The following is a 13,126-nucleotide window of genomic DNA, read 5'->3' as shown; positions in this document are numbered from 1 at the left end:
GGCCCCCCGCCGGGTACGCCTGACGCCACGGTCGTGACCTGCCGACGTCCCGTCGTGAGCGGCTCGGACCAGCAGGGTCGTCGCGCGCGCAACAAGGCTGACAAGCAGGCCCGCATCCTCGCGGCTGCCGAGAGCCTGCTCGGTGAGGTGGGGTACGAGCGCATGACGACGGCCGAGGTGGCCAAGCGCGCCAACGTCGCCGCCGGCACCGTGTTCCAGTACGCCCCGACGAAGGCGGAACTGCTCATGATGGTCGTCGAACACGAGTGGCGTGATCTCGTCGACGATCACCTGCCCGACGACGCCGGTGACGGTGGGGTGCGCGAGCACGTCCTGCGTCTGCTCGAACCGTTCGCGCAGCAGGCCCGTGACTACCCCGAGAACGCGATGGTCGTCGGACGGGAGGTGCTGTTCGGTGCGCCCGGACCGTATCGCGAGAAGGTCGTCGCGCTGGTCGCCGGTCTCGAGGACGCCATCGCGGCGCTGCTCGTCGCAGCGGGGGGTGACGCGGAGCGCAGCGTCGTCGCCGCGGGCCTCATCGTCTCCGGTGGGGTGCTCGAGCTGAACCGCACGCGTACCGGACGCGCCGAGGTCGAATCCGTGGCGCGCCGCCTCGAGGATCTCGTCGACGTCGCGGTGCGCGGCGCGGGCGTCTGATCGCCCGTGTCGCGGGCGCTCAGCCGGCGTGGCGTTCACCTGCGCGTGCCCTGACCTCGACGGCGTCGCCCGCGCGCGCACGGGCCAGTCGCTTCATGCCGTCCGCGGGGCGGATCGGTTCGGGCCACTTCGGGGGGAGCGTATCGCCTTCACGGACGCCGTTGATGCGGCGCCGGAAGAGGGGGATCACCTCGGTGGCGAGCCATCGGCTCTCGGTGCGGATGCTCTCGCGCCAGTGCGGCGCCTCGAACGGAGGCAGCTCCGGCAGTTTGAGCGTGTGGGGGATGCCGAGTTCGGCGAGCACGTAGGCGGCGAGGTGCTTGTGCCCGAGCCGGCTCATGTGGATGCGGTCGAACGCCCACATGCGCGGGTCGTCGAACTCGCGAAACTGGGTGTGATCGACGAGCAGGCAGCCGTACTGGCGGGCCAGTTCGCGCACGGCATCGTTGTAGAAGACGATGCGCCGCCGCAGCGGCTCGAGCGCCGTCGAGATCTTCACGTCGAACGTCGTGAACAGCAGCACCTGCGCGCCCGATCCGACGAGGCGCTGCAGCGCGGCCTCGTAACGCTCCATGATGGCGGGCATGTCGGAGCGGACGGCGAGGATGTCGTTGCCGCCGGCGTAGAACGAGATGAGCGTCGGTTCGAGCGCGAGGGCGGCGTCGAACTGCTCGTCGACGATCTCGTCGAGACGCTTGCTGCGGATGGCGAAGTTCGCGTACTCCCACGTCGCGTCCGCGCGCCCCATCTGGCGGGCCATACGATCGGCCCACCCGCGCACGCCGTTGGGGTACATGAGGTTCGCGTCACCGACGCCCTCGGTGAACGAGTCTCCGACCGCTACGTAACGTCCCTTCATCGGGCTGACAGTAGGTCGTCCGCGTGGCCCGATGTCGGCGTCCGGCTGGCCGTGGGTGATCCGGGGCATGAAGCCTGGGTGAACTCAGGTGGACGAGCAGCTATCGACGAGACGCCGTGACCATCTGCGATTCCTGTCCCCATCTGCGATTTCCGTCCACATTCGTCGATATGACCAAGAATCGCGACTGTGGACGTAGATCGCAGGTGAGGAGCGGGCCACGAGAAGAATGACCGGACGCGGCTTGACGCGCTCTGACGCCGGCGGCAGGGGCGCCAACGGCACGTCAGAGCTGGGGGTTGTTCTTGGCGATGACCTCGACGGCGTTCTTGCTCTCGAGCAGGCCGAGGCCCGTCGCGCTGCGATATATCGCGATGGCCTCGATCGCGCGGCCCTTGTGCACGAGGTAGCTGACGCGCTCGGACAGATCCTGGCCCGCACGCAGATCGGTGATCTCCTCCTGCAGGTGACGCACCTGCTTCTGCAGCGTCAGGTTGCTCCACCCGATGAGCAGGAGCAGGACGACGGCGACGACGAGGGCCCACACCATGACGATTCCTCACATTCGGCGATCCACGCGCTTGACTCGAGCCGCTCGACTGGAGTCATCTGACTCGAGCCGCCCCACTCGAGTCGCCAATCTACCGCCTCGCGTGGGCGCGGCGACGATGACAATCCCCAGGTTTCCTTGGCACAGTAGTGCCCATGACCGAGTACCTCATGTTGTTTCCCGAGCGTGACGTCGCCGAGGAGATCGCGGACGACCTGCTCGAATCGGGTGACTTCACCGACGTGCGCGTCGTGCGTGAGGCGCTGGCAGGTGAGGAGGACGACGAGGATCACGAGTGGGGCGTCTACGTCAAGCAGGACACTGTCGACGATCCTGCCTCGGCCGTCGCGCAGGCCCTCACCGAGCGTTTCGACGCGCTCGCCAAGGAGCATGACGGCTGGCTCGACCCCAACCCCGCGCAGCTGCCGACGCACTGAGCGGCGAGGCGTCGGAAGAGCTGACGCGACGCACGCCGCGCCGCCGGTCGTGCTGACGCGCTGAGCTAGACGCCGTCGGGCGTGCTGACGGGCCAAGAGACGCGCCGGGTGGCGACTGCGCGACCTCACCGACGCGTTGCCGCCGTCGACGGCACATCGGACTAGTTGCTCCCAGCATCGGTGAGGCCCCATTCCCGCGCGGGAATGGGGCCTCACCGATGAACGGGCGTCAGTTCGACGTGGCGCGCTCTTCGAGCTTCGCGAGCGACTCCTCGAGGGCGTGCTTCTCGACGAGGGGGAAGTGCACCTTCTTGAGCAGTTCCTTGTCGGTGACCTTGCTCCAGTCGTACGTCAGGGTGACGGCGGTCTCCTTCGGGCCGTGGGCCTCGAGCTCGTACATCCACTCCCAGCCCTTGGGCTCGGTGCCGGCGGGCGCCGTCTGCCACGCGACGAGCTTGTCATCGGCGTAGCCGGTGACGTGGTTGTCGGTCTGGTATTCGCCGCCCATGTGCTCGCCGACCATGTTCATGGTGAACACCTGGCCGACCTTCTGGATGCGGTCGCCGTGGTCGACGCTGCGGATGAAGCCCGAGCCGTCGAGCTTGACGTGCTCGGCCGGGTTGGTGAGGACGTTGAAGACGTCCTGCGCCGGGGCCTCGATGGTGCGGGTCACGATGATCTTCTTCTCGTCAGTCATGTCTTCACCTTGGCTCACGGCGCGCGTCTTCGCAAGGCGTTCAGGGCGTTTCGGCGTCGATGCGGGCGACGCGTGTGGGCGGGCGCGCTCGCGGCGAAGGGGCGGCGGCAGGCTGACGGCCATCGGGCGCCGTCGTCGAATCACGCACGTGGCGCGTGCACCTGGACGGCAGCCGCGCCCTCCCGGTGAGCGCCTGGCTCACCCCGAGAGAGCATCGCGCCGTGACGGGCGCTCGGGTAGCGTGATCGTCGAACGGGGCCGCCATGGCCCCCAACCGATCACGGGCGCAGCGGGGTGCCGCGCTCACCCCACGAAGGAGTCTGCAGATGACGAAGAACCGCCCTGACGAGCGTCCCTTCGACGCCGAGGCCTACGAGCAGGACACACATCAGCAGGCTGCCGGAACGCGTCGCGATGGCGTGGGCGCCGACGAAGCGGGCGTCGTCCTGCACGAGGAGCGTCTCGTCGCGGGTGTCGAGCGCGCCGAGGCCGGGCGCGTCGAGGTGCGCAAGCGTGTCGTCGTCGAGGAGGTGACGATCACCGTCCCCGTGCGCCGCGAGGTCGTCGATGTCGTGCGCGTGTACGACGACGGCAGCGAGGAAGCCGTCGACGTCCCCGCCTCGACGTGGCAGCCGCGCATCGAGAACCTCGACGGCGGTTCGGCGCTGGGCGAGCACACGCATGCCGAGGGCGAGGTGTACGACGTCGAAGCCGGCGAGGGCACGCACACGCGTGACGCCGACCGGCGCGACGAGGACGGCGTCATCGTGCTGCACGAGGAGCGCCCCGTGCTCTCGACGCGGGTCTACGCCGTCGAACGGCTGCACCTCGGCATCAGTGCGACGAAGGAGAACGTCACCGTCACCGAGCCGGTGCAGCGCGAGGTCGTCGAAGTCGACGAGGTCGACGACGTGCGCGACCCGCGTGGTGAGGGCGGTTCGGCGCGCGCGTGACGACCTTCCCCCGCACGCAATGACGTGACGGACAAGCTGCTGAGCAGCGCCTCCGTGGGCGCCCAGTGCAACGTCAGAGGGCGGTACCCGATCGGGTACCGCCCTCTGACTTTCCGGCCGAGCGGAGCCGTCAGTAGATACCGTCGACGGCACCCGCGGGGCGGATGTCGCCGATGACGCTGGAGGCGACCGTCTGCCCGAGCGCGACGCTCTGGTCGCCATGACGATCGGAGCTGCCGCTGTTCTTGGAACCGTCCGCGTATGGGGCAATGGTGCGGGCCACTCGGTTGTACTCCGCGACCTTGGCGTCGTAGTAGCTCTGGCACGCAGCGCCCTGCCCGGACGTGAGGGCGATGGGCTCGAGGGTGGGCGGCAGGGGCGTGTTGGTCATCAACGGGGTGACGCGGATCTCGTTCGTGATGCAGCCCCTGAGCGTGAAGCCGTCCTGCCAGTTGAACCAGAAGTCCGCCTCGTTGTCGCCCTTGCCACAAGCGGGGACAGTGCCGACGAACGTCCAGGTGTAGGTGCGGGTTCCCGTCGTCTCGTCGAAGCCACCGCGCGTGATGGTGCCCCACGAGGTGGACGGCCAGGTCCCCGCCCGCTCGGTGTCCTTGGGTCCGGTGAGCCCGACGACGTCGACGCGCAGCGTCAGGGGGTGGTCGGCCGTGAAGCGCAGGGGGACGTCGCTGTCGTTGCGCAGGTTGAGCCAGGACTCGCCCACGAACCCAATGGCACTCAGGACCGACTGGTAGAAGTTGACCGTCAGCGGGCCCTGCTTCGTCAGCGGGTCGGCGAAGGCGAGATCGATGGTCGCCCTGCTCTCAGGGCTGCATGCGGTGTTCGAGGCTGCGACGGACGGGCTCGCCGCGGCGATCGTGACGGCGGGGATGCTCCACGCGGTGCCTTGGACGACGGTGCGGCGGGAAACGGTCATCAGAGGATATTGACCGGCCGTCCAGAGTGTTCTCTGAGGCCGCTCAGGGGCGAGGCGGCGCTGGTGAGTACCCTACACACGCGCATCCGATCCCGTCGCGCAGGCTCTCCGCCCCGCGCTAACCTCGACGCACCGGCCGGCCATCAGGTGGCTGCCGACCCGCGCGACAGGCGCGCCGGACACAGGAGGATGGCTCCATGGGGATGACGTCACGACGCGCGACCAAACGCGCCGATCTGCCGGGCGCCGACGCGGCGTCACGGCGAAGCGCAGCCGCGCGTGGCCGCATCATGCGGGGCGCGGTCGTCACCGTCGCGGCCGCGCTTGCCGTGACGGGGTGCACGAGCGCCACGACCGGTGGCTCTTCGGCGCCCACCTCGGGACACACCGGCGCCGCGTCGTCGCCCTCCGCGAGCACCCCCGGATCGCAGGCGTCCACCTCGAGCCAGCCCATCGACGTGTCGAAGGTCGTCGTGCGAGGCGACCGGCGCAGCGACGCCGCGAAGCTCGCGACGGCCGCCGTCGCGGACCTCGAACGCTACTGGGGTCGGCAGCTGCCAGCGGTCTACGGCTCGGCGTTCACACCCATCAAGGCCTACTACTCCGTCGACACCAAGGCGGGACGCCGTTCACCGTCGGTCTGCGGTGACGTCACCGGAAACGCCTACTACTGCTACGAGGACGGGGCGATCGCCTGGGATTCGACGGGCCTGCTCACCGACATGCGCAGCGCCTACGGCGACATCGCGCCACAGGTCATCATGGCGCACGAGTTCGGGCACGCGGTGCAGCACCGTTTCGGCTACCGCGGCAAACCCGTCGTGCAGGAGCTGCAGGCCGACTGCTTCGCCGGCGCCTGGCTCCATCATGCGATCGACGACAAGGTCGTCGCCGCCTCGTCGGAGACGCCGACGCAGGCCGCCGCCGCGATCCTCGCGGTGAAGGACCCGGTGGGTGAGGACCCGCGCTCCCAAGAAGCGCACGGCAACGGCTTCGACCGCGTCAACTCCTTCCAGACGGGCTACGACGACGGCCTGAAGGCGTGCAAGGCCTACACGAGCGAGGAGCCCGTCGTCACCGAGCTGCCGTTCACGAGCTACACGGACGCTGCGAGCGGCGGGAACCTCCCGTACGAGTCGGCGATGCAGAGCGGCGCCTACGACCTCGACGACTACTGGGAGCACACCTACCCCCAGGTGACGAACGGCCAGCAGTGGAAGCCGATGGGCAAGCTGACGCCGTTCGTGACGAGGAAGCCGGCCACGTGCGGCGACGAGACGGTGACGGACGCCGTCGCGTACTACTGCCCGAGCGATGACTCGATCGGGTGGAACGACGACGTCACGCGTGAGATCTACCGGGAGACAGGCGACTTCGGCCCAATCGTGCTCCTGGCCGCGCAGTACGGCAAGGCGGCCCTGAGCCGCTCGGGCAAGCCGCTCGGCGACGACGCCGCCGATCGCGGCGTCTGCTACGCGGGTGCCTACTCCGCCGACGTCATCCTGCACAACCGGCCGCAGACCAGCTCGTTCACGATGTCGCCCGGCGACCTCGACGAAGCCATCCAGGCACTGCTCATGGTCGGTGGCTCCGACGGTTTCGACCTCATCCGTGCCTACCGCAAGGGTGCGCTCGACGGGCCGAAGGACTGCGCCGGCGCCAAGGTGTCCTGACGGCAGCGCTCACCCGGCGATGTCGTAGGCCTTGAGGCGCTTCTTGTCGCGCTTCGACCCCGACGCCTGCAGGGCGAGCAACTCGGCGTAGATGCCGCCGGACGTGGCGAGCTCAGCGGGCGGACCGACCTCGTCGATGCGTCCGTCGCGCAGGGTGACGATGCGGTCGACGGCGCCGATCGTTGACAGGCGGTGGGCGATGATGAGGGACGTGCGGCCCTCCATGAGCTCGTCGAGGCCGGCCTGCACGAGCCGCTCCGACTTGGTGTCGAGCGCGCTCGTCGCCTCGTCGAGGATGAGGATCGGCGCGTCCTTGAGCATCGCCCGCGCCACGGCGATGCGCTGCTTCTGGCCGCCGGACAGCTTGAGGCCGCGTTCGCCGATCGTCGTGTCGTAGCCGTCGGGGAACTGACGGATGAACACGTCGGCGTTGGCGCGTTCGGCCGCGGCCCGGATCTCCTCGTGGGTGGCCTCGGGGTGGGCGTAGGCGATGTTCTCGCGAATCGTGCCGCTGAACAGCGACGCGTCCTGGAACACGACGCCGAAGTCGCTGCGCAGCTCGTCGAGCGGCGTCTCGGCGGTGTCGCGGCCGAAGACTCGCAGGTGCCCGTCATGCACCGTGTACAGCCCGAGCAGGAGGCTGATGAGCGTCGTCTTGCCGCCGCCGGACTCGCCGACGAACGCGACACGTTCACCCCGTTCGACGGCCAGCGTGATGTCCTTCAGCACGTCCCGGTCGGCGTCATAGCCGAACGAGGCGTGATCGAACTCGATGACGGACCCGGTGCATGCGGCGGCGCGCGCCCGCGCGGCGTCGATCGTCGCACCCGGCGCGGTGTCGGCGGCGCCGAGCAGGTCGAGGCCCTCCCGCTCTGGTCGTTCGTCGAGGACACGGAAGTAGTCGCGGCTGCCGGCGACGGCCCGCTGGCCCGAGTCAATGAGGTAGCTCATCATCATGACGGGCTGACGCGCCATGTTGACGAGTTGGATGAGCAGCACCATGTCACCGATGGAGAAGTGTCCCTCGACGGTCTGCACGAAGATGATCGAGTAGACGCCGAAGAAGATGACGTTGAGGGCGCCGCGTCGCGCGCCGTCCATGAGGTGCCAGTAGCGCGACTGTTCGCGAGTCGTCGCGACGGTGCTCGCGTACCGCTCGTCGAACGACGTGAGCTCGCGGCGCTCCTGACCGAAGCTCTTGACGACGCGGATCTGCCCGACGACCTCGGCAAAACGTCCGCCGGCGATGTCGAACTGGCTGTTCTTCTCGCCCTCGAGCACCTGCCACTTCTTGCTCGTCAGCGTCGTCAAGTACATGAAGACGGGGAAGACGATGAGCAGCAGCAACGCGAGCGGCCACGAGTAGATCGCGGAGATGACGAGCACCGCGAACGTCGTCAGCAGCATCGGCAGGAAGTTGTTCGCGAACGAGTTGAGGAACTGTGTCGTCTCCGAGATGTTCCGCGAGAGGCGGTTGATGATTCTGCCCGTCAGCTCACGGTCGAAGTAGCTCTGCGGCAGCGTCAGCAGCTTCTCGAAGTAGCGCGTCGACAGGATGCGGCGCAGCCGCACCGCCGTCACGTCGCCGATGTACCCGCCGATGTTGCTGATCGCCGTGTTCGCGAGGTCGGCCACGAGCAGGGCCACCGCGAACCACATGATGGTCGCGACGTGCCCCGACGGGTTCGCGCCCGTCTTGACGACGGAGACCACCTCGTCCGTCGCACCCGAGATGATGAACGGCATGACGAGCGACGTCGCCGTGATGAGAACCGAGCTGACGACGATCGCCAGATACGACGGCCACAGAGCGCGGGTGGAGGACAGGATCTTGCCGATGCTTCGCACGGATGAAGCGTGCCACCCGGCGCCGACAACCCCGAAATCTCGCGGCGACGCGGTGTCCGGTGGCCGACACGACGACGCGGGCCGCCCGGAGAAAGAAGGTGCAGCCCGCGGTGTCGGAGCGGCCGGTGCGTTCGGCGTCGCAGCGGTGTCGTCAACACGTGTTCGATGCGTCGGGCGACTTGACCTGGTACGGCAGCGTCGTGCCGTGAGATGGGTGTGGTCATGTGGATCCCCCGGGCGATGAAACGTTTTTTGAGCACACTCAGTTGTGCACTCGAGGTCGCCGTCATCGAACGAGGGGCCGTCCGTGTGGACAAACTCATGCGCTTCGTGTGTGCACCGCGAAGTTGAGTGGAATACGCGCAACTTTGTTGCGGTTGTACCTGACAGGAAGATGCGCGACCAGCCATACTGAAGGTGAGGTCGCTGTCGAGCCACCGGGCCGTCAGCGAACGTCGTGCATTGCAGCAAGTAGACGTTCAACGACAAGGAGTCATCAGTGGATCTTCAACTGACAACGAAGGCGCAGGAGGCCCTCTCGGCCGCCGTGACGGCCGCGCAGTCGGCCGGCAACCCCTCGATCGAGCCCGCGCACCTGCTCAAGGCGCTCGCGGAACAGACCGACACGACCACGGGGCCGCTGCTCGAGGCGACGGGCACCACTCCGCAGGCCGTCATCGCGCAGGCCGAGGCCGACCTGCGCACATTCCCTAGCAGCTCGGGTGCAAGCGTGGGCCAGCCCGGCATGAGCCGTGAGCTGCTCAACGTGCTAGAGAAGGCGCGCAGCGACATGAGCGCCATGGGGGATGCGTTCACCTCGACCGACCACCTGCTGCTCGCGCTCGCTCGCACGGGCAAGTTCTCCACGCTGAACGCGGAGGCGATCGAGCAGGCGATCCCCGCGACGCGCGGTGGCCGCAAGGTCACCTCCGCCGAGCCCGAGGGCACGTTCGAGGCGCTGGAGAAGTTCGGCACCGACCTGACGGCCCTCGCCCGTGAGGGCAAGCTCGACCCCGTCATCGGCCGCGACAGCGAGATCCGTCGCGTCGTGCAGGTGCTGAGCCGCCGCACGAAGAACAACCCCGTTCTCATCGGTGAGCCCGGCGTCGGCAAGACGGCCGTCGTCGAGGGTCTCGCGCAGCGCATCGTCGCCGGGGACGTGCCGGAGAGCCTGCGCGACAAGCGCCTCATCTCCCTCGACCTCGGTGCGATGGTCGCCGGTGCGAAGTACCGCGGCGAGTTCGAGGAGCGCCTCAAGGCCGTCCTCGAGGAGATCAAGAACTCCGACGGGGAGATCGTCACGTTCATCGACGAGATCCACACCGTCGTCGGCGCGGGTGCCGGCGGCGACTCGTCGATGGACGCCGGCAACATGCTCAAGCCGATGCTCGCGCGCGGCGAGCTGCGTCTCGTCGGTGCGACGACGCTCGATGAGTACCGCGAGAACATCGAGAAGGACCCGGCGCTCGAGCGTCGTTTCCAGCAGGTGTTCGTCGGTGAGCCGAGCGTCGAGGACACGATCGCGATCTTGCGCGGCCTCAAGGAGCGCTACGAGGCGCACCACAAGGTCGCCATCGCCGACCAGGCGCTCGTCGCCGCTGCGACGTTGAGTGACCGCTACATCACGAGCCGACAGCTGCCCGACAAGGCGATCGATCTCATCGACGAGGCCGCGTCGCGTCTGCGCATGGAGATCGACTCGAGCCCCGTCGAGATCGACCAGCTGCGCCGCAGCGTCGACCGCATGAACATGGAAGAACTGCACCTCGAGAGCGAGACCGACCCGGCCTCGCGCGACCGACTCGCGAAGCTGCGGGCCGACCGCGCCGACACCGAGGAGCAGCTCGCCGCGCTGACGGCGCGTTGGGAGGCCGAGAAGGCCAGCCTCAACAAGGTCGGTGATCTCAAGGCCCAGATCGACGACCTGCGCACGCAGGCCGAGAAGCTGCAGCGCGAAGGTGACTACGGCAACGCCTCGAAGTTGCTCTACGGCGACATCCCGGCTCTTGAGAAGCAGCTCGACGAGGCGCAGGCAGCCGAGGCGACGTCCTCGAAGGCCGGCGGCGAGGCGCCGATGGTCTCCGACGAGGTGACGGCCGACGACATCGCCGAGGTCATCGCCAGCTGGACCGGCATCCCCGCCGGGCGTCTGCTCGAGGGCGAGACCGAGAAGCTGCTGCGCATGGAGGACTTCCTCGGCGAGCGCCTCATCGGTCAGAAGGCCGCGGTCCAGGCTGTCAGTGACGCCGTGCGCCGTTCGCGCTCCGGCATCGCCGACCCCAATCGTCCGACCGGTTCGTTCCTGTTCCTCGGCCCGACGGGTGTGGGCAAGACGGAGCTCGCGAAGTCGCTCGCCGACTTCCTCTTCGACGACGAGCGCGCCATGGTGCGCATCGACATGTCGGAGTACTCCGAGCGTCACGCCGTCGCGCGCCTCATCGGTTCGCCTCCCGGCTACGTCGGGTACGAAGAGGGCGGTCAGCTGACCGAAGCCGTGCGCCGTCGCCCGTACTCGGTCGTGCTGCTCGACGAGGTCGAGAAGGCGCACCCGGAGACGTTCGACATCCTCCTGCAGGTGCTCGACGACGGGCGTCTGACGGACGGGCAGGGCCGCACGGTCGACTTCCGCAACGTCATCCTCGTCATGACGTCGAACCTGGGCAGCCAGTTCCTCGTCGACCCGACGATGGCGCCGGACGCCAAGCGTGACGCCGTCATGGGTGCGGTGCGCGCGCAGTTCAAGCCCGAGTTCCTCAACCGTCTCGACGAGATCGTCATCTTCGACCCGCTGACGCAGGACGAGCTGTCGCACATCGTCGAGCTGCAGGTCGCGTCGCTGAGCAAGCGGCTCGCGGACCGCCGCATCACCCTCGAGGTGACGCCGGCCGCCCGCGAGTGGCTCGCCGAGACGGGGTACGACCCCGCGTACGGTGCGCGTCCGCTGCGTCGCCTCGTGCAGAAGGAGATCGGCGACCGTCTGGCTCGTGCGCTCCTCGCGGGCGAGGTGCTCGACGGCGAGAAGGTGACGATCGACGTCGAACGTGGCGCGGCGCTGAAGCTGCCGGAGGGCGTCACGGCACCGGAGGGCGTCGAGCCTCCGGTGACGGGTCTGCGCATCGTGTCGGAGAGGATCGAGCCCGACGCGGGCGTCGAGAGCTGATCGTCGCGACAGCTGCCCGAGCAGCGTGCCGCACACTGAAACGGGCCGGACACCGATCACGGTGCCGGCCCGTTTCGCGCGTCCCCTCTGCGATTCCCGTCCCCTTCTGCGATTTTCGTCCACCCTTGCGATTCTCGGTCACATTCGTATCGCGGCGCTGATGGCACGGCGTCGGGGCAGGTAGATTTGACGTATGACAGAGAACACACCTGCAGTGACGACTCCTGGCACGCGCTACCTCGTGGCCTGGGGTGGGGACAAGCGTTCGGAGGACGCCCTCAAGCTCGGCGCCGTGCTCGCGCGCACCTTCGAGGCGAAGCTCGACATCGTGTACGTCGTCTTCCAGCAGACGAACGGTTTCACCGTCACCGCAGGCGACCGCACCTTCGAGCAGGAGGTCGGACGCGAGGCGGCCGGCTGGCTGAAGACGGCCGCGAAGTCGGTCGGCGAGGGCATCGAGGTCGAGACGCACGTCGTCTACGGCGAGTCGATCACGCAGGGCATCCTCGCCGCAGCCGAGCAGCTTGGTTCGCAGGCCATCGTCATCGGTGCCGGTTCGGGCGCGGGTCAGCCCGTCGCAGCGAACGCCATCGTCGGCGGCCTGCTGCACTCGAGCCCGGTCCCGATCGCCATGGCGCCGCGCAACTACCGCAAGGTGAAGTTCGACTCGCTCTCGTCGCTGTCCGCCGCCATCGGCCCGCGCCCCGGCGCGCACCAGGTCGCCATCGAGGCCGCAGACGCGATCAAGCGCGTCGGCCTGCCGCTGCAGCTCATCTCGCTCGTCTCGCTCAAGCAGGACAGGCAGTTCCACGTCGACGGCTTCGACGAGGCCGAGCGCGTGCTCGCCGACGCAGCCAAGCGCGTCGGTGACCGCGCGGAGGTCACGACCGTCGTCGGTCAGGGCCGCTCGCTCAAGCAGGCCGTCAAGAAGATCGACTGGGACGAGCGCACGGCGCTGTGCGTCGGCTCGTCCCGGCTCGCGCAGAACCGACGCACCTTCCTCGGCTCCGCCGCGACGCGCATGCTCTCGTCGCTGCCTGTGCCGATGATCGTCGTCCCGCGACGCGACGCCTGAGCCGCCACCTCGCGCACATGACTGAGCGCGGCGTCCCCTTCGCGGGGGCGCCGGGGGGGGGGGGGGGGGGGGGGGGGGGGGGGGGGGGGGGGCGGGGGGGGCGCGGCGGGCGGGCGCCCCGCCCCCGGGGGGGGGGGGGGGGGGGGGGGCGGGCGCGCCCGGCCCCCCCCCGGGGGGGGCCCCCGCGGGCGCCCCCGCGGCGGGCGCCGCGCCCCCCCACCACCCCCCCCCGGGCGCCCCCCCCGGGGGCCCCCCCCCCCCCCCGCTCGGCCCCTGACACGAG

Annotated in this window: 12 protein-coding genes; 7 read left to right on the top strand and 5 right to left on the bottom strand. The window is 69.0% G+C overall.

Annotated features, from left to right (window positions below; genetic code table 11):
* Positions 1–54: 54 nt before the first annotated feature.
* A complete protein-coding gene (locus NQ706_RS12125; protein ID WP_038570289.1) occupies positions 55–657 on the top strand; it encodes a TetR/AcrR family transcriptional regulator in 603 nt (200 codons plus the stop codon).
* 19 nt (positions 658–676) lie between these two features.
* Here NQ706_RS12125 and NQ706_RS12120 read toward each other — a convergent pair whose 3' ends face one another.
* Complete coding sequence (locus tag NQ706_RS12120; RefSeq protein WP_038566908.1) at positions 677–1,516, bottom strand: SGNH/GDSL hydrolase family protein; 840 nt, start codon at positions 1,514–1,516, stop codon at positions 677–679.
* Positions 1,517–1,802: 286 nt separating this feature from the next.
* Positions 1,803–2,066, bottom strand: a complete 264-nt coding sequence (locus tag NQ706_RS12115) for a hypothetical protein (protein ID WP_038566910.1) — start codon at positions 2,064–2,066, stop codon at positions 1,803–1,805.
* Between the two features lie 155 nt (positions 2,067–2,221).
* Between NQ706_RS12115 and NQ706_RS12110 the strand changes: the two genes are divergently transcribed.
* Positions 2,222–2,503 carry a hypothetical protein gene (locus NQ706_RS12110; RefSeq protein WP_038566912.1) on the top strand — a complete coding sequence of 94 codons (282 nt, stop codon included), beginning with the start codon at positions 2,222–2,224 and terminating at the stop codon, positions 2,501–2,503.
* A 229-nt stretch (positions 2,504–2,732) separates the two neighbouring features.
* Here NQ706_RS12110 and NQ706_RS12105 read toward each other — a convergent pair whose 3' ends face one another.
* Entirely contained in the window at positions 2,733–3,200 is a 468-nt protein-coding gene (locus NQ706_RS12105) for an SRPBCC domain-containing protein (protein ID WP_038570291.1), read from the bottom strand.
* Positions 3,201–3,526: 326 nt separating this feature from the next.
* On the opposite strand from NQ706_RS12105, the gene NQ706_RS12100 reads away from it, so the two are divergent.
* Positions 3,527–4,153 carry a DUF2382 domain-containing protein gene (locus tag NQ706_RS12100; RefSeq protein ID WP_038566914.1) on the top strand — a complete coding sequence of 209 codons (627 nt, stop codon included), beginning with the start codon at positions 3,527–3,529 and terminating at the stop codon, positions 4,151–4,153.
* Positions 4,154–4,283: 130 nt separating this feature from the next.
* On the opposite strand, the gene NQ706_RS12095 is transcribed toward NQ706_RS12100, so the two are convergent.
* Complete coding sequence (locus NQ706_RS12095) at positions 4,284–5,087, bottom strand: hypothetical protein (protein ID WP_038566917.1); 804 nt, start codon at positions 5,085–5,087, stop codon at positions 4,284–4,286.
* Positions 5,088–5,284: 197 nt separating this feature from the next.
* Between NQ706_RS12095 and NQ706_RS12090 the strand changes: the two genes are divergently transcribed.
* Entirely contained in the window at positions 5,285–6,760 is a 1,476-nt protein-coding gene (locus tag NQ706_RS12090; protein ID WP_081873578.1) for a neutral zinc metallopeptidase, read from the top strand.
* A 9-nt stretch (positions 6,761–6,769) separates the two neighbouring features.
* On the opposite strand, the gene NQ706_RS12085 is transcribed toward NQ706_RS12090, so the two are convergent.
* Positions 6,770–8,608, bottom strand: coding sequence for an ABC transporter ATP-binding protein (locus NQ706_RS12085; protein ID WP_038566919.1), 1,839 nt, complete (start codon positions 8,606–8,608; stop codon positions 6,770–6,772).
* A gap of 59 nt (positions 8,609–8,667) precedes the next feature.
* On the opposite strand from NQ706_RS12085, the gene NQ706_RS12080 reads away from it, so the two are divergent.
* The 3 genes from NQ706_RS12080 to NQ706_RS12070 all read left to right on the top strand — a co-directional run bounded on the left by NQ706_RS12080 (position 8,668) and on the right by NQ706_RS12070 (position 12,843).
* Positions 8,668–8,817, top strand: coding sequence for a hypothetical protein (locus tag NQ706_RS12080; RefSeq protein WP_167539825.1), 150 nt, complete (start codon positions 8,668–8,670; stop codon positions 8,815–8,817).
* 290 nt (positions 8,818–9,107) lie between these two features.
* A complete protein-coding gene (gene clpB / locus NQ706_RS12075) occupies positions 9,108–11,768 on the top strand; it encodes an ATP-dependent chaperone ClpB (RefSeq protein ID WP_038566921.1) in 2,661 nt (886 codons plus the stop codon).
* A gap of 193 nt (positions 11,769–11,961) precedes the next feature.
* Positions 11,962–12,843 carry a universal stress protein gene (locus NQ706_RS12070; protein ID WP_081873579.1) on the top strand — a complete coding sequence of 294 codons (882 nt, stop codon included), beginning with the start codon at positions 11,962–11,964 and terminating at the stop codon, positions 12,841–12,843.
* Positions 12,844–13,126 lie beyond the last annotated feature (283 nt).

The sequence above is a fragment of the Dermacoccus sp. BD5 genome (assembly GCF_044878485.1).
In the GTDB taxonomy this organism is placed as follows: Bacteria; Actinomycetota; Actinomycetes; order Actinomycetales; family Dermatophilaceae; genus Dermacoccus; species Dermacoccus nishinomiyaensis.
The sequence above is the reverse complement of the archived record's forward strand: the minus strand, read 5'-3'. Positions and strand labels throughout refer to the sequence as shown.